General features: G+C 42.2%; 20 protein-coding genes. 11 read left to right on the top strand and 9 right to left on the bottom strand.

What is annotated here, in order from left to right; translation table 11 throughout:
• Nucleotides 1–94 precede the first annotated feature (94 nt).
• The 5 genes from WHS63_RS02480 to WHS63_RS02460 all read right to left on the bottom strand — a co-directional run bounded on the left by WHS63_RS02480 (nucleotide 95) and on the right by WHS63_RS02460 (nucleotide 5,925).
• Entirely contained in the window at nucleotides 95–1,873 is a 1,779-nt protein-coding gene (locus WHS63_RS02480; protein WP_445203741.1) for an acyl-CoA dehydrogenase family protein, read from the bottom strand.
• A 24-nt stretch (nucleotides 1,874–1,897) separates the two neighbouring features.
• On the bottom strand, nucleotides 1,898–2,692 hold the full coding sequence (locus WHS63_RS02475; RefSeq protein ID WP_445199215.1) for a (Fe-S)-binding protein: 795 nt from the start codon (nucleotides 2,690–2,692) through the stop codon (nucleotides 1,898–1,900).
• A gap of 44 nt (nucleotides 2,693–2,736) precedes the next feature.
• On the bottom strand, nucleotides 2,737–4,056 hold the full coding sequence (locus tag WHS63_RS02470; RefSeq protein ID WP_445203740.1) for a 4Fe-4S dicluster domain-containing protein: 1,320 nt from the start codon (nucleotides 4,054–4,056) through the stop codon (nucleotides 2,737–2,739).
• Between the two features lie 128 nt (nucleotides 4,057–4,184).
• Nucleotides 4,185–5,150: an electron transfer flavoprotein subunit alpha/FixB family protein gene (locus tag WHS63_RS02465; RefSeq protein ID WP_445203739.1), complete on the bottom strand. Its 966-nt coding sequence runs from the start codon at nucleotides 5,148–5,150 to the stop codon at nucleotides 4,185–4,187.
• Between the two features lie 25 nt (nucleotides 5,151–5,175).
• Nucleotides 5,176–5,925: an electron transfer flavoprotein subunit beta/FixA family protein gene (locus tag WHS63_RS02460; protein ID WP_445203738.1), complete on the bottom strand. Its 750-nt coding sequence runs from the start codon at nucleotides 5,923–5,925 to the stop codon at nucleotides 5,176–5,178.
• A 402-nt stretch (nucleotides 5,926–6,327) separates the two neighbouring features.
• Between WHS63_RS02460 and WHS63_RS02455 the strand changes: the two genes are divergently transcribed.
• The 10 genes from WHS63_RS02455 (at nucleotide 6,328) to WHS63_RS02410 (ending at nucleotide 17,752) form a co-directional block, all read left to right on the top strand.
• Nucleotides 6,328–6,807: a hypothetical protein gene (locus WHS63_RS02455; protein ID WP_445203737.1), complete on the top strand. Its 480-nt coding sequence runs from the start codon at nucleotides 6,328–6,330 to the stop codon at nucleotides 6,805–6,807.
• Nucleotides 6,808–7,161: 354 nt separating this feature from the next.
• Entirely contained in the window at nucleotides 7,162–9,072 is a 1,911-nt protein-coding gene (locus tag WHS63_RS02450) for a RecQ family ATP-dependent DNA helicase (protein ID WP_445203736.1), read from the top strand.
• Between the two features lie 328 nt (nucleotides 9,073–9,400).
• Entirely contained in the window at nucleotides 9,401–10,231 is an 831-nt protein-coding gene (locus WHS63_RS02445) for a helix-turn-helix domain-containing protein (RefSeq protein WP_445203735.1), read from the top strand.
• Between the two features lie 82 nt (nucleotides 10,232–10,313).
• Nucleotides 10,314–11,087, top strand: coding sequence for a TSUP family transporter (locus tag WHS63_RS02440; protein ID WP_445203734.1), 774 nt, complete (start codon nucleotides 10,314–10,316; stop codon nucleotides 11,085–11,087).
• A gap of 112 nt (nucleotides 11,088–11,199) precedes the next feature.
• Complete coding sequence (locus WHS63_RS02435) at nucleotides 11,200–12,507, top strand: 4Fe-4S binding protein (RefSeq protein ID WP_445203733.1); 1,308 nt, start codon at nucleotides 11,200–11,202, stop codon at nucleotides 12,505–12,507.
• 174 nt (nucleotides 12,508–12,681) lie between these two features.
• Nucleotides 12,682–12,915 carry a hypothetical protein gene (locus WHS63_RS02430; RefSeq protein WP_445203732.1) on the top strand — a complete coding sequence of 78 codons (234 nt, stop codon included), beginning with the start codon at nucleotides 12,682–12,684 and terminating at the stop codon, nucleotides 12,913–12,915.
• Between the two features lie 80 nt (nucleotides 12,916–12,995).
• Nucleotides 12,996–15,104, top strand: a complete 2,109-nt coding sequence (gene recG / locus WHS63_RS02425) for an ATP-dependent DNA helicase RecG (RefSeq protein WP_445203731.1) — start codon at nucleotides 12,996–12,998, stop codon at nucleotides 15,102–15,104.
• A 160-nt stretch (nucleotides 15,105–15,264) separates the two neighbouring features.
• Complete coding sequence (locus WHS63_RS02420) at nucleotides 15,265–16,083, top strand: DUF3108 domain-containing protein (RefSeq protein WP_445203730.1); 819 nt, start codon at nucleotides 15,265–15,267, stop codon at nucleotides 16,081–16,083.
• Between the two features lie 1,072 nt (nucleotides 16,084–17,155).
• Entirely contained in the window at nucleotides 17,156–17,566 is a 411-nt protein-coding gene (locus tag WHS63_RS02415) for a hypothetical protein (RefSeq protein ID WP_445203729.1), read from the top strand.
• Nucleotides 17,567–17,620: 54 nt separating this feature from the next.
• Nucleotides 17,621–17,752 (top strand): hypothetical protein, encoded by a 132-nt coding sequence (locus tag WHS63_RS02410; protein ID WP_445200079.1) that lies wholly within the window; start codon nucleotides 17,621–17,623, stop codon nucleotides 17,750–17,752.
• Nucleotides 17,753–17,756: 4 nt separating this feature from the next.
• Here the strand turns inward: WHS63_RS02410 and WHS63_RS02405 are convergent, their stop codons facing one another.
• On the bottom strand, nucleotides 17,757–18,632 hold the full coding sequence (locus tag WHS63_RS02405; RefSeq protein WP_445203728.1) for a ChaN family lipoprotein: 876 nt from the start codon (nucleotides 18,630–18,632) through the stop codon (nucleotides 17,757–17,759).
• Between the two features lie 87 nt (nucleotides 18,633–18,719).
• Here WHS63_RS02405 and WHS63_RS02400 point away from each other — a divergent pair, with 87 nt between their 5' ends.
• The gene (locus tag WHS63_RS02400) at nucleotides 18,720–20,528 is read left to right on the top strand and encodes an AMP-dependent synthetase/ligase (protein WP_445203727.1); all 1,809 of its coding nucleotides are present in this window, start codon (nucleotides 18,720–18,722) and stop codon (nucleotides 20,526–20,528) included.
• A 66-nt stretch (nucleotides 20,529–20,594) separates the two neighbouring features.
• Here WHS63_RS02400 and WHS63_RS02395 read toward each other — a convergent pair whose 3' ends face one another.
• From WHS63_RS02395 to WHS63_RS02385, 3 genes are all read right to left on the bottom strand, one after another.
• Nucleotides 20,595–21,269, bottom strand: coding sequence for a hypothetical protein (locus WHS63_RS02395; RefSeq protein ID WP_445203726.1), 675 nt, complete (start codon nucleotides 21,267–21,269; stop codon nucleotides 20,595–20,597).
• A 41-nt stretch (nucleotides 21,270–21,310) separates the two neighbouring features.
• Nucleotides 21,311–21,844, bottom strand: a complete 534-nt coding sequence (locus tag WHS63_RS02390; protein WP_445203725.1) for a hypothetical protein — start codon at nucleotides 21,842–21,844, stop codon at nucleotides 21,311–21,313.
• A 441-nt stretch (nucleotides 21,845–22,285) separates the two neighbouring features.
• Nucleotides 22,286–23,749, bottom strand: coding sequence for a sodium:solute symporter (locus WHS63_RS02385; RefSeq protein ID WP_445203724.1), 1,464 nt, complete (start codon nucleotides 23,747–23,749; stop codon nucleotides 22,286–22,288).
• Between the last annotated feature and the right edge of the window lie 85 nt (nucleotides 23,750–23,834).

Below are 23,834 nucleotides of genomic sequence, written 5' to 3'. Positions count from 1 at the left end.
CACTTCTGACTTTTCGAGGCATTCCCGATTAAACGATAAGGTTTAAAAAAAGAAGCTACCCTTTGGGTAGCTTCTTAACTTTTGCTAAGTTTTACTAGAACTTATACTCGTTGTCTTCAATAAGCTTATCGGCAATGCGGCGGCGGGCATCCTTTACATTTACCGATGGAGCCTTACAAAGCCTGTCAATTGCAGCAGTTAACTTGCTAAGTTCTGGCTCAGCAGCAAAGGAGTTTGCTGCATCCATGGCGTTCTTACGAATGCGGCCAGCAGCATCGTAAACAAACACATCAACAATATCCTTATAGATATTGATATTTTGATGACCCTTGCTTTCCAGCTTCTTAACCCTTAGAGCAAGCGACTCGGCCACATACAGATCCATGATGATATTGCTCAGGTTGTTCTGAACCTCCTGCTCAGTTGCAAACTGCTTACCAAAAGCCTTGTTTGCTCCATAAATACCCAGCATGGCAACCTTTTTGAAGTTCCTTATGGTCTGCATTTTTTGGTCATAGTATTCGCTCGAACCCGCTTCAGCCACAATGCTGTCGAGGCTATTGTATAGCTGCTCAGCAGGCCCCATTAAATCGTAATCGCCCTTGAGGGAGCGCTTAATGGCGGTATCAATTACCAGCAAGCGGTTGATCTCGTTGGTACCCTCAAAGATTCGGTTAATACGCGAATCGCGGTAGCCGCGCTCAACGTTCATCTCAGCTGAGTAGCCCATTCCGCCGTGAATCTGAACACCCTCATCAACCACAAAGTCGAGCATCTCGGAACCGTTCACCTTCAGAATGGCATCCTCAACGGCGTAGTGGCTAATGGCATCAATGGCAGCACGGCCATACTCACAACCCTCAGCCTTATACTTTTCAATCAGGTCATCAATATCTTGGCTTACACGGTAAATGGCCGATTCGTGAGCATAGGCTCTAATTACCATTTCAGCTAACTTATGCTTGATAGCCCCAAAGTTTGCTATTTTGGTATTGAACTGCTTACGTTCATTGGCGTACTGAACCGACTGGGTTATGGTTTCTTTAGCAGCACCAATCACATTGGCGCCCAACTTCATACGTCCCATGTGCAAAATGCTAAGGGCAATACGGAAACCTTCGCCGCGGTTACCTAGCATATTTTCAACAGGCACCTTTACATCGTTGTAGTAGATTTGAGCGGTTGATGAGCCCTTGATACCCATTTTATGCTCATCGGGGCCAATTACAACGCCTGGCCACTTGCTTTCAACTATAAATGCGCTCAGCACTCGGTCGTTATCCACCTTGGCAAAAACAACCTGTGTATCGGCAAAGCCGGCGTTGGTAATCCACATTTTTTGACCATTCAGAATGTAGTACTTACCATCTTCCGATAGCTTTGCTGTGGTTTTTCCGGAGTTGGCATCGCTACCTGCACCGGGCTCCGTTAGGCAGTATGATCCTATTAGTTCACCAGTTGCAAGACGCGATACATATTTTTGGCGCTGCTCCTCGTTGCCGTAGTAAAGAATGGGCATTGTACCAATTCCGCAATGGCACATGTAGGCTACGGAGAATGAATATCCAGCCCCTGTAGTTTCGGCAACAAGCATTTGGGTTACAAAGTTTTGCCCAAAACCATTATACTGCTCAGGCACTGCAATGCCCAGCATACCAAGTTCGCCCGATTTTTGCAAAATGCTCCTCATCAGCTCACGGTCGCCCTTGTCGATATCGTTCAGGCGAGGGAAAACTTCAGCCTCCATGAAATCGCGACAGGTTTGGGCTATCATCCGCTGTTCCTCATTGAATTCCTCGGGAATAAAAATATCGTTAGCGTCAATCTCACTTACAAGAAATTCGCCACTTTTTAGCAATTTTCTTTCGCTCATAGCTGTTTTTGGTTTATTGATTAGTTATAGATTTAGCGATTCTGCAATAAGTTCAGCAATATCGAGGTTTCGCATCTTCTCTTCCTGATTCTTATACTTGATACCATCGGTCATCATGGTCATGCAGAAGGGGCAAGCTGTTGCAATGATGTTGGGGTCAACCTTTAAAACATCATCCATACGCTCCAGGAAAACCTCCTTGTTACCGTGTTCGGCCTCCTTAAACATTTGAGCGCCACCAGCACCACAGCACAGGGCAAAACTCCTGTTGCGCTCCATCTCTACTAGTTCGCCACCCAACTTTTTAAGTATGGCACGTGGCTGCTCATAAATACCATTAGCACGTCCTAAATAACAAGGATCGTGGTATGTGATTTTGGCACTCTTGAATTTATCGGTATCGATACTCAATTTACCCTCGTCAATATACTTATTCAGGATATCGATATAGCTGATAACCTCAAAGTCGGCACCCAAATCGGGATACTCATTCTTAAAGGTATTATAGCAGTGGGGGCAAATAGTTATCACCTTCTTTACTTCGTATGCCTTAAAAAGTTCAATATTCTGTAAGGCCTGCATCTGAAATAGCATCTCGTTTCCAGCCCTACGGGCAGGATCGCCCGTGCAGGTCTCCTCCTTGCCCAATACGGCAAAGCTAACGTTTAGGTGAACCAGTATTTTGGCAAAAGCACGAGCCACTTTCTTATAGCGGTCATCGTAAGCGCCGGCACAGCCAACCCAAAAAAGGTATTCGGGCTTTTCGCCTCGGGCAAAGAGGTCGGCCATAACCGGGATTTCTATTTTGCGAGTTTCCATTTTCCAATTAGTTTAAGTTGATACTGATAGCAGGGAACGCAATGCTACTGTACGTTAATCTCAAGATCTTTTGCCCAAACCAAGCGATCCTCAGGCGAATACTGCCAGGGGGCACCATTGTTCTCAATATTGTTGAACATGGCCTTGAGCTCACCGGGTGCCGACCCTTCCTCCATCACCAGGTACCTGCGCATATCAACAATGAGCTTGGGATGATCGATATTAATGGGGCACTCCTGTGCGCATGCATTGCATGTGGTACATGCCCATAGTTCCTCCTCGCTAATGTAATCGCGTACAAGCGATTTCCCATCAGTGTAATCGCGCCCATTTTTAAGCATCATAGGACCTTTCTCCTTCATTCGGGCACGCAAGTCCATCATCACCTTGCGGGGCGAGAGTTTTTTTCCTGTAATGTTAGCAGGGCATACCGATGTACAGCGCCCACACTCGGTGCACGATAAGGCATCAAAATAGCTTTTCCATACTACATCCTCTGCATCTTTCACACCAAATCGCTCAATTGGAGCATCGGTTGCAGGTGCTGCAAATGCTGCATTGGGATCCATCATCAGTTTTACCTCACGGGTTACATTATCCATGTTTGGCAATTTGCCAAGCGGCTCAAGCCGCGAGAGGAATACGTTGGGTACCGACATGAACACATGGAAATGCTTGGAGTAAGGCAATAGGTTTGCAAACAGGAAGATTAACAGAATATGTGTCCACCAGTAAATCTGGTAATGGGTAAATACAGTATCAACTGACATCCCATTGAATAACCAGGTGAGATGTTGGCTAACGGGGTAAACCCCATGCACTTCATGCCCAGCCAGCTCAACCCACTTAAGGTATGCAGCATTCATTCCCATTAGCGAGAGCATGAGAACCAGAATAATTGAAAGAGCCACATTCGCATCAATATGCGAAATCTTCTTCATTTCAATGCCCTCAAAACGCTTGATATGAAGAAATACCCTTCGGATTAGGAATACCACTATTGAAATGACAACCAGAAGGGCAAAAATATCGCCGGTGGCCATCATGAAATTGTAGAATGCGCCAAGAACGCTTAGCGACTTTTCAACGCCAAATAACCCGTCGATTACCATTTCGATACTGCCAAAGAGGATCACACAAAAGCCCCAGAACACAAGGGCATGCATTAATCCAATAACTGGCCTGCGAAAAATTTTGGTTTGCCCAAAAGCTACCTCAAGGGTAACCCATAGCCTTTTACCCAGCTTATTTACCGCAAATCCCTTACGTGTAAGCATGAAAAACCTTACAATTCGGGATATGGTGTAAGCAAAAACACCGATGGTAACCAGCAGGGCTATGGCAAATACTATTTGTTTGGTCATGTTTTTGGTTTTTGGTTTACAATGGTTTGTTGGTAAAAACAAACATCTGGAGTAAGTGCCTTTATTTTGCCTAAGAACCTGCTGCAAACGCAGCAGGTTCATGTCTTATGATTTGCAAGAATGGTGAACTACTTTCCTTTTATCTCTTTAACAGCCTCAACCAGCTTTGGTAAAACCTTTTGGGCATCGCCTACAATACCGTACTGGGCTACCTCAAAAATTGGTGCTGATTTATCGCTGTTAATGGCAACTATGTACTTGGAACCGCTAACACCTGCAATATGCTGTGTTGCTCCTGAAATACCAACTGCAATGTAAAGGTTAGGAGCAATAATTTTACCGGTTTGTCCGGTGTGCTCATCATGTGGGCGCCATCCTTCATCGGAAACTGGGCGCGAACATGCTGTGGCTCCGCCAAGCAATTCGGCAAGTTCAACTATTGGCCCCCAGTTATCGGGCGATTTCATTCCGCGGCCACCCGATACAACAATTTCGGCATCGGTTAAAAGCAGCTTACCGGTTTGCTTCTGAACATCCTTAACCACAGTTTTTGGTGCGTCAACCTGAAGATCAACCCTTTCAATCTTTACATCTTTGCTGTTCTCAACAATATCGAAAGAGTTTTGTGTAAGAGCAATAATTTTGATATCGGTTTTAAGCACTACCTGCGCAAAAGCACCGCCTGAAAAAGCGCGTTTGTAAACGGTAAATGGCGATAGGCTTAGCGGAAGTTGCGATACTCCCGAACCCAATGCAGCTTTAAGCCTTACCGATAAACGGGGTGCAATGGCCTTACCGCTGTTATTGTTAGCAATTACAATCACCTTGCTGCCTTCAGACTGAGCAACCTGAGCAATAGCGCTAGTGTATAGCTGGCTATCGAGGTTTTTCAGGTTATCGCTCTTTAGGCAAATAACCTTATCGGCACCATACTTGCCAAGTAGTTTAAGTTCATCGTCGGTAGCCTCGCCAATGGTAACTGCAGTGGTGGTAGTCCCCATCATTTCGGCTAACTTGCCGGCGTACGAAACAAGTTCGAACGATAATTTCTTGAATTTACCGTCCCAATTCTCGGTATATACTAGTACTGACATGTTTTACAAATTTTTTGGTTAAACCTTAAATGAGTTTGGTCTCGTTTTGGAGTAACGTAATAAGTTCTTTGGGATTTTCGGGATCCACAAACTTACAAGCTGCCCTGGGTTTGGGCATTTCAAACTTAACATACTCTGTTAGCGCATCAACTGCAACAGGTTCATACAGTTTGATGGGCTTTGTACGAGCCATCATTATACCGCGCATGGCAGCAATACGGGGCTCCTTGGCAATACCCTTCTGCACTATTGCAACAAAAGGAGTTGGCACGGTAAGAATTTCCTTACCACCATCTATTTCGCGGGTTATAATTGCTTGACCACTCTCGACCTTTATATTCGATACAGCTGAAACCGATGGAATACCAAGGAATTCAGCAAGCATGCTACCAACCGCAGAGTTGTTGTAGTCGCTCGATTCAATCCCGCACATAACAATATCGAATTGTTCCTTTTTAACCACCTCAGCCAGTTGGGCTGCAGCATAGTATGCATCGGTAGGTTCAGCATTTACACGGATGGCATCGTCGGCACCAATTGCCAAAGCCTTACGAATGGTAGGCTCAGTAGTGGCATTGCCAACATGTGCAACGGTAACGCTTTTTACGCCAGTACTGGCATCATCCTTTAACTCCAAAGCCCGGGTTAACGATAGTTCGTCCCAGGGGTTAATTACCCACTGTATCCCATTAGTGTCGAGCTTAGTATCGCCATCTACAAACTTCACCTTGGTTGTGGTATCGGGTACGTGGCTAATACAAACAAGAATTTTCATTGGTACTGATTATTTATAAGTTAAACATCTATTTAGCAATCCTTTTAATTATTTAAACCCACAAATTTAAACTAATCTTGGCATAAACAAGCCTCTTATTTTTAAAAACAGCCATATATAATTGTCCTAATGCCAGTTACAAAATATTTTATTTTTTTAACAGCTACTCATTCAAACGAGCGTACAAATCTATATCAATTCCGTTTACAACCAATAAGGTTTTTGCTTTTAACAATCGATTGTTACACCCTTTGTGCTTATTATTTTGATTATCAACATTTTGTAAATTGATAAATTTTAACGGTTGTTTAGTCATTTTTTAACTAAAGTTGACCAAAATCACCCTAACAAAATTGACTTTTAAACGTTTATGAAATAAATTTACATTAAACGGATTGGTTAATGAGCAACGAGGTAATACATAGTTTGATTCGAAATCTTGACGAGAAGCTTTCATACTCACTGGTGCAGCTTGAGAAGGTTTCGCAGGAGGTTACTGTGCACCTGCAAAACAACCCCGAGTATTCATCGGACGAGCTTGTTCCGGCGCTAATTCGCCATTTTGACATTAGGCGCCAAAGCATTTCGTACCTCAAGCTAATGCTCAAGTTGCGTTCGTTCCTAAATAACGATAGTAAGTACATCTTAAACTTTGAGAAAAGTTCTGGCATAAGAATTGATTGTATATCGGAGCAAATGATAATTAACGAGAAGATGCCTAATTACCTTAGCAATAATTTGAACGTGGATGCCTTAAACATGGAGGTTTACACATCAAAGGCTTACCAGAGGTATTTTGAGGAAACCTACAACGAGCTCATGCGTGCCGATAGGTTTGAGACATGCTCCATACTTGAAACAATGAAATTTTCATATAATTAGGTTTTGGTTTAGGTTTACAATAGGTTAGGTGGTTGACATCCGGGGCGCTTAAAACGTTCCGGATGTCTTCTTTTTTAACCTAAGTGACTTGAAAAGTTAAAAGTGAAAAGTGAAAAGAAGAATTGATAATACGAGGGGGTTAGAGAGAGTTTATGTTCGTTAAACGTGAGCCGTGAACCGTGAGCCGTGAAACGTGAAACGTGAAACGTGAAACGGAAGAATTTCTGAGGAAGTTAGAGGAACATGAAACATTGAGTTCCACCAAACACTATCCACTAAACACTATCCACTAAACACTATCCACTATCCACTAAACACTAAACACTAAACACTATTTTTCGTATCTTTGTTTCTATGGGAAAGTTCGAGGATATACTCAAGCAGTACTGGGGCTACACATCGTTTCGTTCCATTCAGCTCGATATCATTGAATCGGTTTACAATGGGAACGACACCTTGGCCCTGATGCCAACCGGCGGCGGCAAATCCATCACCTTTCAGGTGCCCGCCCTTGCCATGGAAGGCATATGTCTGGTTATTTCACCCCTCATAGCCTTGATGAAAGATCAGGTTGAAAACCTGAAAAAACGGGGCATAAGCGCTGTAGCAATTTATTCAGGCATGACCCAGCACGAAATTGACATTACCCTCGACAATTGCATTTATGGCGAAGTGAAATTCCTATACGTTTCGCCCGAGCGATTATCCACTGCCATATTCCGCGAACGAATCCGCAAAATGCGGGTTTGCATGGTAGCCATCGATGAGGCGCACTGCATTTCCCAGTGGGGCTACGATTTCCGTCCATCGTACCTGAAAATTGCTGAACTTCGTTCCATTTTAACCGATGCCCCATTTTTGGCAGTTACAGCCACTGCCACACCTGAGGTGGTTGACGATATTCAGGAGAAGCTACATTTCCGTAACGGTAAGGTTTTCCGCATGAGCTTTGCTCGCGATAATCTGGTTTACCTGGTGCGCAATGTGGAGGATAAAGAAAAGTACCTGTTCAAAATAGTTGATAACATACCCGGAAGCGGTATAGTTTACGTACGGAACAGAAACAAAACCAAGGAAATTGCTTTAATGCTACAGCGCGCCGGGCATGCTGCCGATTTTTACCACGCAGGCCTTACCATGGAGATGCGTAACGCCAAGCAGAACGACTGGCAAACCGGGAAAACCCGCATAATTGTAGCAACAAATGCTTTTGGAATGGGAATTGACAAGCCCGATGTGCGCTTTGTGGTTCACATTGACCTACCCGACTCCCCCGAAGCCTACTTTCAGGAAGCCGGACGTGCCGGGAGAGACCAAAAACTTTCGTACGCCGTTTTGCTTTACAACGAGTCCGATTCGCTAAGGATTGAGCAACGGCTCGAGGCAAACTTTCCCCCACCCGATGAAATTAAAAGGATTTACCAAGCCCTGGGCTCGTACCTAAACATAGCCTACGGCGCCGGAAAAGGCGAGGTTTACGATTTTAACCTTATCGATTTCTGCTCAACCTACAAGCTTAACATGGTGGTTGCATACAACTCCCTAAAAATACTTGAGCAGGAAGGATATATAGAGCTCACCGATGAGCTCGACAACCCAAGCCGCATCATGTTCCTGGTGAACAAACAGGAGCTATACAGGTATCAGGTTGCCCATGCCGAAATGGATAAGTTTATCAAGGTGCTGCTAAGGCTGCTGCCAGGCGTTTTTTCACAGTACGTAAGGATTGATGAGCAATTCCTTTCCAAAACTACCGGAATACCAGCCGATAAGGTATATGAGCACCTGAAAACCTTATCGCGCCAAAAAATCCTTAACTACATCCCCAAAAAACGCACACCCTTGGTAATATTTATTGAGGAGAGGCTCGACGATAAAAACCTGCGAATTGAACCCGAACGCTACCAAACGCTGAGGGAGCGATACCGTGCCCGAATAAACACCATGCTTCAGTATGCCCAAAGCCAGGCCAAGTGCAGGAGCCAATTCCTAAGCGAGTACTTTGGCCAAACCGACAGTTACCGATGCGGTAAATGCGACGTTTGCACCGCCCGGAATGAGCTTGACATGAGCAAGTACGAGTTCGATAGCATACTGGAAAAAATTAAAGCTACGCTAACCAAAACACCACTACCCCTTGAGAATCTGATTGACTCAACCGGCTCAAACCCCGACAGGGTTGCAAGGGTAATCCGGTTCCTTCAGGATACAGGTAAAATTGCTGTAAACAGCCAGGGACTATTGGAATGGGTTATACGCAAGTAAGGGCTTTTTCTTCCCAAAAAACCTCACTCGCTCGGATTTGTAACCTATTCGCAATTCCCAATAAACCAGCAAAGTGATTGTTAAATCCATTGCATTCACTATCAACCAACAACCATCAACTATCAACTTTCTGGTTGCACACGCGGATTTGTAACCAAACAAAGGGAACTCGGCGAAGCCAAATTTAATTTGTTTTTCTTTCCACCCGCAAAAAGGAAACCACGCCCATATACCCTACGTTGTAAAAGCCACACAATCGCTCAAATCAAAGCAATGTCAAAGAGTGCAGTTTTTCAATCACACACTTAAAATTTGATAACTTTGCGCTATGAATGAAAGAAAGATAGACATAAAAAATAAGCTTGATGGTGGGTTGACATTCAAAATCTCACGGTTCAAGGAACAGATTAAGAAAACCAAGCCCCACAAACACGAAGATTATTACGAGTTAATATTTCTGTCGCAAGGTGAAGGTTTTCACTGCATCGAGTCGGAGAAATTTATGGTTTCTTCGCCAGATTTCTATTTTCTTAAACCTGGACAACTTCACTATTGGCAATTTACCTCAATCCCGAAAGGATTTGTGATTCTTTTCAAGGACACTGAATTTAATGCCGTAAAAGAGAATGTATTGATTGATTTAATCATCAAATTAAAAGATACTACAAGGCTTACTTTTCAGGCCGACAAATATCCATCTTATTTATTAGAGGAGATTTTTAAAGAGTTTCAAATCAATTCACAGTACTCCAAAGAAATCATTCACGGATTATTGAAAGCATTGTTTGGGAAATTATTGCAAATAAAAGCTGAAAACCCGAACAGTCCCAACCAACCCCAACCCATTTATGAGCGGTTCGTACAGTTATTGGTCAAAGAATGTCCACGACTTCATAAAGTCAACGAGTTTGCTAATTTGCTTAACGTTACACCCCAGAACCTGAATATTATTTGCCGTAAACAGACAGGCAAAAGTGCAAGCGAAATCATTACAAACCAACTCTTATTAGAAGCAAAAAGATACATTCTCCACACCGACAATACGATTAACGAAATAGCCGAAATCTTATCGTTTTCCGATGCTTCTAACTTTGTAAAATTCTTCAAAAAACACGAAGGCATTACACCCATACAATTCAGGGATAAATATTTTCAATAATACCATTTTAACATTCAAACTTACCAATCCAGAGTCAATCATACATCCTATTTTTGCACTATACATTTAGAAAAAAGTTTGTATGGAAATAGTAATAATTTGTTTGGCGGCATTTTTCACAGCCGTTTTAACTTTCTTTTCGGGTTTCGGGCTAGGAACTATCTTAGCTCCCGTTTTTGCAATATTCTTCCCTATTGATATTGCTATTGCCCTCACTGGTGTAGTACATTTTTCAAATAACCTTTTCAAAATAGCCCTGATCGGTAAAAATACAGACAAAACTGTTTTGCTTCGTTTTGGAATACCTGCTATTCTAGCTTCGTTTGCTGGAGCTTGGTTGTTAATGATAATTACAGTTCTACCCAAACTCTTACAATACGAACTTTGGGGCAGGACTTTTGAGGTTACACCAGTTAAACTCATAATTGCTATATTGTTAATTGTATTTTCGTTACTTGAAATTTCACCTTCTTTTCAAAAGGTTCAATTTGGTAAGGACAAATTAATATGGGGCGGACTCCTTAGCGGTTTCTTTGGCGGATTATCGGGCATTCAGGGTGCAATACGCAGTGCGTTTCTCATAAAAAGCGGACTATCAAAAGAAGCTTATATTGCTACAGGTGTTGTTATAGCATGCCTGGTGGATTTTACAAGGCTTTCGGTTTATGCTTCACGCTTTATTTCATCAACCCTGCACGAAAACCTTACACTTTTAATTTCAGCAACCCTTGCAGCAATTGCAGGGGCATATTTCGGTAAAAGGTTACTGAAAAAGGTAACCTTTCGAAGCATTCAACTTGTTGTTGCAGTAATGCTCATTTTAATATCAATTGCCCTTGGTGCTGGATTAATTTAAAAACTAACGAGAAATGAAAATAATTAATAATTTATTACAAAGATGGTATTTACCAATTTCGTTGAAATTTCTATCACTCATTGCATATATAATATTAATCGTAACAGGGTTAATGGCGTATTCAACCGATTCCGCTTTTCTCAAGCAATTACGGAATACAAATTTTGGTAATTTAATTGTTTGGTCGTACTGGTGGCCAGCCATTGTTATTAGTGCTATATTTTTGGGGCGTATATGGTGCATGGTTTGCCCCGTAGAATTAATTACAACTTTCTTCGCTAAAATAGGGCTTAAACGGAAACGCCCTGCATGGTTGCTTTCGGGTTGGGCGATTACAGTTTTTTATATCATCATTCTGTTTATTGGCATACAAGGTTTTGCAATCCACCGCAACCCGTTTTTTATGGCTGTCTATCTTTTGGCAATTGTTGGGGTTTCGGTAATTATTGGAAGTATTTATGAGAAAAACACATTTTGTCGGTACGTTTGCCCAGTTGGTTATTTGTTGGGATTATATTCAAGGCTTTCATTTTTCGGTTGGCGTGTTAAGGATAAGAATATTTGCAATAGCTGTAAAGATAAATCGTGCATCCACAAGAAATACCAGTACAATTTAAACTATAAAAGTTGCGGGGTCGATTTGTACCCTGCCAACATCACTGATAATTCCGATTGTATTTTATGTGCGGGTTGCCTTAAATCGTGCAGCAAATATCAATCGGAACCCAACGCTGAGCGTCCAAACCCACAATTCACATACATCGGGTTTGCCAACGGCCTTTTTCAAATGAAACCTTTGAAAATGGCAGAATTGGTTTTTGTATTGGTTGTTTCGGGGTTTGTTATTTCCGAAATATGGTCGGAATGGGAAATAACCGATGCGTACCTTTCCTTTCTACCCGATTTGGCTGTAAAGTCTTTGGTAATTGAAAACAAATTCGTGTCGGGATTTTTAAAAGGTACAATACTATTTGCGTTCGTGCCTTTCATCCTATGGTTACTTCCATTTCTTTTTGCCCGGTTGGCTGGTGTTGCAATCAAATTCAAAGCGTATTTGGTCAATTACGGCATTGCTTTTATTCCCATTATTGCAGCCGCCCACTTGGCAAAAGCGGTTTTAAAATCTACATCACGAATTCCTTATTTTGAATACCTCTTTGATGATTTTACAGGCGTTTCGACAGCGCAAAAGATAATTGAAGGCAATATTACCTTACAACAAACCCCACCTTGGTTAAATACACTGGTCTCGTTGCTTTTAATCGGTTTTATGCTTATTGGAGTTTGCTTAAGTATTAAGGTTGTAAAGAATTTAAATGTGAAGAATGGTAAAGAAAAGTCATCAAAATCTTACTATCTGATACCAATACTTTACGGAGGTGTTTTTCTGATAATGTTATTGGTTTGGCGATGGTTTTAATTGATTGTTTTAAATTTTAGGTCACACGGATTTGTAACCAACAAAAGGGAGTCTGGTAAAACCATTCCATATCAATCGTACATTACTATTCCACAGTTATTTACAAAATAAAGAGTAATCCAGAAACTTTTTGGCCCAACTTTTGTTAGTAGGTTGAGTGTAAACAAAAATTTTATGGAAACGCTCAATAGTTCTGAACTACGCCAACGCCTGTACGACTACTCAAACCAGGTTGGTTTCGATACCCAAAAGGATTCGTTCCGTGAGGTAATCTCATTCCTTATCGATATTGACCAAAACTTTTTATACACACTACTAAACTCCGAGGAGGTTAGGTACTTGGCCACCCACCGCGATGTTGAGGAGAGGCTAAAACGGCAGTTGGAGCAAGTGGTAGAATCGCTGTAGTACTCATCGTCAAAATAGTATTAAGGGGAAAGTTTTCCCCTTTTTTATTTTTTGCTTACTTTGTGGTAAGCATTTCAGGTATGGGAAACATTCTCGACTCCGAAATAATGTACTTGCCGGGTGTTGGCCCCAAGCGTGCCGAGCTGCTCCAAAAGGAGCTGAATATATACACCTTTGGCGATTTAATCACCTTTTACCCGTTCCGTTACATTGACCGAACAAAAATCAACAAAATATCGGAGATTACCGATGAGTTACCCTATGTACAGGTTGTTGGGCGTGTTTTCAGCATTTCAGAGGCTGGCGCAGGTCGGCACCGTAGGCTAACAGCCATTGTAACCGACGGCACGGGCCGAATGGAACTTGTTTGGTTCCAGGGCATAACGTGGGTTCTTAAACGGTTAAGACCTAACGTTGACTATCTGATATTTGGCAAGGCAACAAGGTTTGGCGCCCACTTTAGCATTGCCCATCCCGAGATGGAAATTTATAATCCTCAGCAGGATGTTATTACCGGGTCGCTACAGCCGGTTTACTCCACAACGGAAAAGCTTAAAAACAACCACATCACATCCAAAACCATAATGGGATTTGTTCAAACCCTAATCCCAATGGCGATTGGAAAAATCACCGAAACCCTGCCACCCTTCATCATTGAGCAAAACAAGCTAATGACCCTACCTGAAGCCTTACGCAACATTCATTTCCCGGCAAACACCACCCTGCTCCACAAGGCGCAGCACCGGCTTAAGTTTGAGGAGCATTTTTACATTCAGCTTAGTATCCTAAGCCGCCAAAAGGTTCGTCAAACCAAGGTTAACGGTCATGTTTTCAACCATGTGGGAGAGATGTTTAACCGGTTCTACCATGAACGGCTACCGTTTCCGCTAACCGAAGCCCAGAAACGGGTAATAAAGGAGATTCGCCGCGATATGCTTAGCGGTAAGCAGATGAATAGGTTGCTACAGGGCGATGTTGGTAGCGGTAAAACCGTGGTTGCGCTGATGTGTATGCTGCTTGCTGTTGATAACGGATACCAAGCCTGCATTATGGCCCCCACTGAGATACTTGCCAATCAGCACTATGAATCAATCACTGCATTACTGGGCGATTTACCGGTAAAGGTGGGTTTGCTAACCGGCAGCACCAGACGTTCAGAACGCAACAACCTGCATCAGTCGCTTGAGGCGGGTGAACTCAATATCCTTATTGGCACACATGCGCTACTGGAGGATGTGGTTAAATTCAAGAACCTTGGTTTTGTGGTAATTGATGAGCAGCAACGCTTTGGCGTTATGCAGCGCGCTAAGCTCTGGGAAAAGAACAACGACCCACCCCATGTGCTGGTAATGACAGCCACCCCAATCCCCCGCACGCTTGCCATGACCCTTTACGGCGATTTGGAGGTGAGCGTAATTGATGAGTTACCTCCGGGCCGTAAACCCGTTAAAACGCTACACTACACCGATGCCAAACGTAACCTTGTTTTTGCGCTTATGAAGGAGCAGATTAAAAGGGGCCGACAGGTTTACGTGGTTTATCCGTTAATTAAGGAATCGGAGAAACTTGAGAATTTGAAAGACCTTGAGGATGGGTACGAGAGCATTGTTCGGGCATTTCCACCTCCAGAGTATGTAACCGTGGTAGTTCACGGACAAATGAAGCCCGAAGACAAGGACTACTCCATGAACCTCTTTGCACAGGGCAAAGCCCACATAATGGTGGCAACCACCGTGATTGAGGTGGGAGTTAATGTTCCTAATGCCACGGTAATGGTAATTGAGAGCGCTGAGCGATTTGGGCTGTCGCAGCTACACCAGCTCCGTGGACGGGTTGGCCGGGGAGCCGATGAAAGCTACTGCATACTTGTTTCGCAGGTTAAGCTAACCAAGGAATCGCGCAAAAGACTGGAAACCATGGTTACCACAAACGATGGGTTTAAGATTGCCGAAGTTGACCTTCACCTTCGTGGCCCCGGCGATATTGCCGGAACTATGCAAAGCGGAATGCCTTTCGACCTCAAAATGGCCAACCTTGCCACGGACGGACAACTCATTCAACACGCCCGACAGGTAGCCAGCGAGATTCTTGACCACGACCCCTTGCTGGAGAACCCGCGCAACTCCATTATGAAGGAACAGCTTAGCAGGCTAGAGTTTCATCGGAACGATTACAGCGGAATATCATGAAACAACCATGTAAAGTAGCTTGCACAAACACAGATGAACAACCGAGCGTTTTTTGCGAGCTCGACGAAGTCAAACTATGGTTGTTCCATCCGCTCGATAAAGTATATTAAAAGCAAGACTGTAACGTGTTATTAATTATCAATATAAATATTTCGTACGGATGAAACTTTACAGGTTAATCCTTCTTTTAACACCAATTATTACCTTTAAAGTCATTGCGCAGCAACCGGATGGCTGTAGAGTAACCAACACGGCCTTTGTGGCTGGCGAAAGGGTTTGTTACGAGGTAAGCTACACCTGGTTTTTTATTTGGACCGATGTTGGCGAGGCCTGTTTTACTGTGGATTCCGACAACCGATTTGGTAAAACATTGCTACACCTTAAAGCAACAGGTAAAAGTTACCCATTCTACGATTGGTTCTTTAAGGTTCGAGACCTTTACGAATCGTGGGTTGACCCTGTGAGTTTATCTCCACTCTACTACAACCGCAATATCTACGAGGGCGGTTTTACTAAGGAAAACGAGTACTGGTTCAACCAACCCGGCGATAGCGTAAAAATTCGGGTACGCCGCAAGGGCGGGCCTAACAAATTTGTTTCTGTTAAATCGCCCGGCTGCCTTTTTGATGTGGTTACCGCTATTTACTACTCCCGATGTTTAAATTTTTCCGGCATTAGGCAGGGTGCTGTTTTCCCGGTAAACGTATTGATGGACGAGGAGATTTTTAACGTCAAGTACAGGTACTTAGGCAAAGATGTGAGGAAAGTAACAGGGATAGGGAAAATGGCCTGCCTGAAATTTCAGGTCGATTTGGTGGCAGGCGATATCTTCTCAACAAATCAAAAATTACTGGTTTGGGTCACCGACGATGCAAATAAGCTACCAGTTTACATTGAGTCGCCCATACGTGTTGGGAGCATACAGGCACGACTAAAATCGTTCCAGGGGCTACGACACAAACTGGAAAGTAAGAATTAGCTGAAACCTTGCATTAAAGCATCGTTTTAATTGATATTCCATTTCACTACTGTATGATTAAAATCTTAATCCTACCGCGACAGCCCCGTAGGGGCTAAACATTTGTAACTCAAAGAAACTCCCGCATGTAAAGCGATGCACGCTATGGCATTCCAAAGAGCAACACTGAAACGTTGCATCGCAACAGGAGAACATTCCAAAGAGCAAAAAGCGAATAAGGCAATGAAGACACAAAGAGATGCTTCGACTGGGCTCAGCATGACAATCGTCTAATAAGCCTAATAAAAACAAGCATCACAGAGTTACACTGTGTAACACGAAGTTACACAGTGTATGTGGCGTGGCATTCACGAACAACGAGCATCGATTCACGAACAACGAACAACATTTCCAGCCCCGTAGGGGCTAAACATTTGTAACACCATGACTAATCCCACAAGTGTTGCGATGCACGCTATGGCATTCCAAAGAGCAACACTGAATAGTTGCATCGCAAAAAAAAAGCATTCCGAAGAACGGTTTACATGTTCTTTCTTGTCTTGATACAAAAAAGAACCAAAGAAAATCAAGGCATAAAAGCCCAACCCATTGTCGGGTCAGGCTTTTATGCCACTGCCTATGTCATTCCGTGTTGGCTGAGAAATCTCATTAATATAAAGGAATGAAAGTACAAAGAGATGCTTCGGCTAACTCAGCATGACAAAGTGAGTGAGGAAGCCAATGGTGTTGTCATTCCGAGCTAGTCGAGGAATCTCCTTCATGTATCCCTTGAACAGCCCCGTAGGGGCTAAACATTTGTAACACAATGACTAACCCCACAGGTGTTGCGATGCACGCAATACATAATCCAAAGAGCAAGGAGCAAACGTTGCATCGCAACAGAAGAACATTCCAAAGAGCAAAAAGTGAATAAAAGAATGAAAACGCAATGTGATGCTTCGGTTAGTTCAGCATGACAAATTTTTGAGTAGTATTTTCATACCTCACCAACTCCATACAGCAAATTAGAGGTTAAAAAAGCCAAACGTTACAATTTTTGTATAAATTTGCAGAAATACTAATGAAAAACTCAATGAAAGCAAAATTTTTCCTCATTTCAGCGTTAGGATTGTCAACCCTTTTTGGATGTATTGAGGGCGATAACTATGTAAGGTTTAACGATTATGTAACCATGGAAGCAGGATTACTGCCCGATACAATGATATTAAACGAACCATACAACCTTCAAATAAGGGCATCGGCGCCAAATGGCTGCTGGTATAATGTTAAGGTTTACCTGAACGTTAAATCCGATTCTGCATACTTTTTCAGTGCAGCTGCCACATACGAGAATCATGGAGAACCATGTACCCAACAACTGGTTACGCACGACACAACAATAACCATAACACCCAAAGTGGCAAAAACTCACCTAATGTACTTTTACAATCCCACTGGAGACCCTCAAATTAGGATTGATACAATTTACATTAAAGCTGAATAGCCGGTTAGGGTAAAACCCCTCATGGTTGTAGTATAAGTAAAAGAGACTATAGCCATGAGAACTAATCTGGATCGATACTCTGAATACGAGAACAACCTGCTGAACAGAGTAACAACCCTGCTGATAATTGTAGTTATTACAGCTATTTTAGGGTTAGTTTGTGTTGAAAACTTCCTGCTCAGGTAAGGGATTAGTATGTTCGGGTCATTCGTTCGGGTACAACTATGATAAAATCGGCAATGCCCATATTTTCCTTTGCCAAAGCATTGACATCATCCTGGGTTACAGTTGCAATTGTCACAATTTTCAGGTTCGGCATTTTTCGCTTTACATACCAGTATATTCCCTCGTAGTTGTTAGAGTGGTAGGAACCATGAAAATGTAGAAAAACCTTACCGCTACTTGTGTTTCGGGTTATATTATATGCCATAGTTGCATCCTTAATGGCCTGTGCCATTGGGAAATATTCGGGGTTCGATTTCCCTTTACCGGGCATTCCCATCATACTGAGCATTCCCTTATAGCATCCCAGGTTTGGGTCATACTCTACTGGCAAAGGGGCAATGAATGATTTTGCCATTACTGATAGAGATTGTAGCGTATCAAAACCACCTGCCGAAACCATAGCAGCATAGCGGCGAGGAATATTTGTGGCAATAAATTTTAAACCTTTGCTTTTAGCAAATTCAACCAGTGGCTTATAATCGGTTTTATAGTTGGGCCACAAACGAGCTTCGGCTTCGAACCGTTGCTGGCTAATTAAGCCACCAAGATACTCATCCAGAATAAGTTGATTATCGGCTTCAAACATCTCAGCACCCAGTATTATATTCCCTTTTGTGGCATCAAAAACATCAACTGTTAATTCCAGTTCAAGCCAATGCGCTATGGGGTTGTCGTGCAGCTCTCCAAATAACAATAAGTCGGAATTTTTTATCGCACTTACAACACTCTGGTAAACAACCTTTTCCCCTTTCCCATTGAAGAGGGTGTAGGCGTGCTTGTCCTGTCCGAAAACGTTTACGGAAATTAAACAAACGATTAAACAAAAGAATGCTTGTTTCATAGAAATTAGTTTATATTTGTCGCCGGGACTAAATTAACCTTTTTCTGAGCAAATAGTTCAAATAAGTAAAACTTTATCTGATAAAGCATGGAAATTAAAAGAACTTTTGACATTCTTGAAGCAGGCAAGGACACCTATGAGAACAGAACAGTAATTGCTGTAAAGAAAAATGGGGTTTGGGATGAGTACACCATAGAGCGATACTCACAAATGGCTCACAACCTCAGCTATGGCTTGCTGTCCATGGGGCTTAGGCCTGGCGATAAGGTTGCTAACATCAGCGGCAATCGGCCTGAATGGAATATTGTTGACATGGGTATTACCCAAGCCGGAATGGTTCATGTGCCCATTTACCCAACAATCAGCACCGATGAATACAAATACATTCTAAAGCATGCAGAGGTAAGAGCCATTTTTGTAGGCGATAAGGCCTTGTACCAAAAGCTTCAACCCCTTACCGCCGACCTCGAGAATTTTATTGGGATTTTCTCAACAGTAGAAAATGGCGATATCCGCAGCTGGAACGAAGTACTGGAGCGCGGCAAGCAGACTGCACATGAATGGGTTGAGGAGCTTTTCAAGATAAAAGCATCGGTTCAACCCGATGATATTGCTACAATTATTTACACTTCGGGCACAACAGGCGTTTCAAAAGGGGTAATGCTTTCACACTCCAACTTCCTTAGTAATGTTGAAGCCTGTAAAGGACTATTCCCCCTTGAGAACGGCGACATTGCCGTAAGCTTTCTTCCATTAAGCCATGTATTTGAACGCATGGTGAACTATTACTACCAAAGCATAGGGGTAACAATTTACTATGCCGATAACCTTGCCACCATTGGCGATGTAATTAAAGAGGTTAAGCCCCATATCTTCATGACAGTTCCCCGCATGCTCGAAAAGACATACGATAAGATAATTGCGGTTGGAAAGGATTTAACAGGGCTAAAGAAACAGATTTTCTTTTGGGCTGTTAACCTTGGCTACAAGTATAACGAGGTACGCAATAGCTGGTATTACCGGATTAGACTTAACCTTGCCCGAAAGTTAATCTTTTCAAAGTGGCAAAAGGCGCTTGGTGGAAGGCTCAAGCTTATCATTAGTGGAGGAGCTGCTCTTCAACCCCGGCTCATGAGGGTGTTCTGGGCTGCTGGCATTCCTGTTTTTGAGGGATACGGACTTACTGAAACCTCGCCTGTAATTGCAGTTAACCACCCTGCTTCACCCGGCAACATTAGGATAGGCTCAGTAGGCCCTGTAGTGCCTAATGTAAAGGTAAAAATAGCCGACGACGGCGAAATATTAATGCAGGGCCCCAGCCTGATGAAAGGCTACTATAAGGCCCCTGATTTAACCCAAATGGCCATTGACGAGGAGGGCTGGTTCCACACCGGCGATATAGGCCATTTGGACGATGGCAAGTTCCTAACAATTACCGATAGAAAAAAGGAAATCTTTAAGCTCTCCAACGGGAAGTACGTTGCACCCCAACTCATCGAGAATAAACTGAAAGAATCGTTCTTCATTGAGCAATGTATGATAGTAGGGGAAAACGAAAAGTTTGTAAGCGCATTAATTTCGCCAAACTTCAGCTTCCTGCACGACTGGTGCAGCCGACATAAAATACATTTTGAAAACAACGAGGAACTGATTACCATTCCTGAGGTTATTGCAAGGTACCAAAAGGAAATTACTACCGTTAACAAGCAGCTCAGCGATTATGAACAAATTAAACGTTACCGCCTAGTTGCAGAGCAATGGACACCACAAACCGGCGAGCTATCTCCAACCCTTAAACTAAAACGTAAGGTTCTGTACGAACGTTACGAAAAAATACTTGAAGAAATTTATGGCCACGCCAAACAAACCGAGGTAAGAGGTGTGGACAAGGAATAATAATGATGTGTATTATATGAAGCAAAAGAGGCTGTTTTTAGCAGCCTCTTTTATTTTTAATTAATACTACAAATAAACCGAAATCCCTACTTGCCACTGTGAGTTCAAATCCTCATTAAACTTATATGGCCATTCGACAGGAATTGACTTGTCAATTGCATCTATAGGACTCTGATTGTGCAAAGCTCCCCATATTGACATTGCTCTACTTTTACTGTTTTTTTCCCAGGCTACTCTTAATCCAATTTTAAGTGCAAAAAAACCTTTAAAATGAACCCAGTTAGAGTTGGCAACTGGATTAGGTTCGTAAAATTTAATATTTACACCATGGCTTGCATACCCTAACTCTAATTCAGCAAATATCCTGTCCACATTACTATCATACTGTTCAAATATTAGCATCGGAGACACCGCTGCAAAAAAACTGTTTCCAGTATAAGTATAAAGTAATTCATGGTTAGTATTAGGCAAACCAGTTTCATTGATATTATATGCATGGCTTGCAGTTATGGCATAACCCCCACGCATGGCAAGACCCAATAATCCAGATTCAGTGAACTGAATTTCGTATCCAACTGATATTCTTGCTTGAACAGGGTTTGTTTCTCCTTTTTTTAACATTGGAGATCCTGCGCCTACATCAATCAGCCATGATTTTTGATAAAGTTCTTGCCCTTTGGCACTTACACTAACAAAAATTAGCCCTATAATGAATGAAAGTGTTTTTATGAATTCATCCATATTAAAATGTTAGTTTATTATATGAACTAATACTGGAAACATTAAAACATATAACCTAATCTCAAGTTTAACATTAAATTTGTTTTGCTATCGCCTTCTAAGTTGAAAAAATAACTAATCCCCGCCCCTGCCTCTAGCATAAAGTGTTTCCAATAAACTCTTCTTACTCCCCACTGTGGGGTAACTGCAAAAAAATCGGCACCTGAAGATTTATGTTCTATTACCGGATTAGAAACGTACCATGTGCTAAGCGATATAAAATTAGCAGAGTTTCCTTTAATATTCTTACCACTACTTTCCCTCTTTAAAATATTGTAGTAGAAACGTGTCTCAAAACTAATAGCGGGGCTTATTGCATAGTATGAACCCAATGAGCTGCTGTAACCCGCACCTCCTTGCATCCCCAATCGACCAATCAAAGTAACCCTTTTAGCAATAGGGCTCTCGTAATTATAGGTTAAACCAAGCACCTCCATGCTAACGGAATGATTCTTTTTTAACAACAATGAATCTTGAGCTTTCAGGTTTAGGGCAGCGATAAAAAATAATCCAAAATAAAAACATTTAAACTTCATAATAAAAAAGATTTAGTAAATTGATTATTAAACAATTATTAAAACACGATTTAATTATTTTGAAAGTTATTTATTTATACAATTCCAAAATATTTTAAAACAATCAGAATTACTCGAATTAAAAACTCACAAAATTATATCGTTTGTTAATATATGCAATTACTTCATTTGTCATCCTGAGCGTATCGAAGGATCTCTCAACAACCCTATGAGATGTTTCGCTTACGCTCAACATGACAATAGTTTCACGAAAAATTCCACTTGTCATCCCGGGGACCAAGAGGAATCTCATCAAAGGGGATAATAGAAAGAGGACAAAGAGATGCTTCGGCGAGCACAGAGTACAGATAGATATGACGCAGGATTCAATCCTGATATTTCGGGACTCAACATGACAAGCATCCTTAACTAAGCGAAATTAAAACACCTTATTTTTAAACTCTAAACCTTTTGTACAAGAACTCCTCGTTTACGGGTAATGAGCAATAGGAGAAAAACAATTGCCCCATTCACAATTAAAAGTTCAAACCCAAATTTGTAGCCATTAAACAGAAGGATAGAGTATTTATTCAGGAGATAGCAAGCCAATGGAGAGAAAACAGCAATAAATGGTACAAGCTTATCGTTCACCTGAAAAGGAGTAAACAGACCAAACGCGTACAGACCAAGTAGAGGGCCGTAGGTATATCCGGCTATAGTAAAAATAGCATCAATCACTGAGCGGTCGTTGAATGCATTAAAAACAATAATAACAAGTATCATCAGTATTGATATAAAAACATGCACCCACTGCCTAACCCTTCGTAATCTATCCTCGTCCATACCTTTGGTATTTAGTACATCAATGGTAAACGATGTGGTTAAAGCGGTTAAGGCTGAGTCGGCGCTGGAGTATGCGGCAGCAATTAAACCCAGGAAGAACAAAACACCAACTATTTGTGGCAGGTATCCCTGGGTGGCCAGGGTAGGGAACAAATCGTCGGACAATGCAGGAAGAGGTATGCCTTTCTGTACAGCGAAAGCGTGCAAAAGCACACCAAGCGATAGAAAAAGTAGGTTTACCGGTAGAAATGCAAAACCATACCAGTACATGTTTTTGCGGGCATCCTTGTAGTTCCGGCAGCTAAGGTTTTTCTGCATCATGTCCTGGTCAAGCCCTGTCATTACTATGGTTATAAATGCGCCACCAAGAAACTGTTTCCAGAAGTAGAATCGCTGGTTTGGATCGTCGAAAAACCAGACCCTGGAAAGCGGACTGCTGCTTACCGCCTTTACAATGCCTGAGAGGCTGAGATTTAAATCGCTTGAAATATAGTAAACACAAAGCGAAACGGCTGTTAACATTGCAATGGCTTGAAACGAATCGGTCCATAGCACAGTGCGCACACCGCCTTTGCGCGTGTAGAGCCAAATCAATAAAACAGTAATGGACACTGTAACCCAGAAAGGAACGCCCAAAGCATTAAAGATTGAGAGCTGCAATACATTCGAAACAATGAATAACCTGAATGCAGACCCAATAACCCTTGAAACCAAGAAGAGGAATGCCCCGGTTTTATATGAGTAAAAACCAAAGCGTGCATCCAGGTAGGTGTATATCGATTTTAGGTTTAACCGGTAGTAAAGGGGTAAGAGCACGTTTGCCACAACAAAATACCCCAGCAGGTAGCCCAATACCATTTGCATGTATGAAAATTGGCTGGTTAAAACCCATCCCGGAACCGAAATGAAGGTAACGCCCGATATGGAGGTTCCAATCATGGCAATGGACACCAAATACCAAGGCGATTTACGGTTACCAATAAAAAAAGTATCGTTATTGGAATTGCGCGAAGTGAAATAGGAAATCACAAAGAGAGCAATGAAATATCCAATGATTACAGCAATAATCAGGCTTGTTGACATACGGCAATAAATTTGAGCCAACAAGTGTATGAAAAAATCTACACATTACAAAAACTAAGCAAGGCTGCAAACCTATTTGAGCGAA

Source organism: Tenuifilum sp. (assembly GCF_037481895.1).
GTDB classification, from domain to species: Bacteria; Bacteroidota; Bacteroidia; order Bacteroidales; family Tenuifilaceae; genus Tenuifilum; species Tenuifilum osseticum.
The sequence above is the reverse complement of the archived record's forward strand: the minus strand, read 5'-3'. Positions and strand labels throughout refer to the sequence as shown.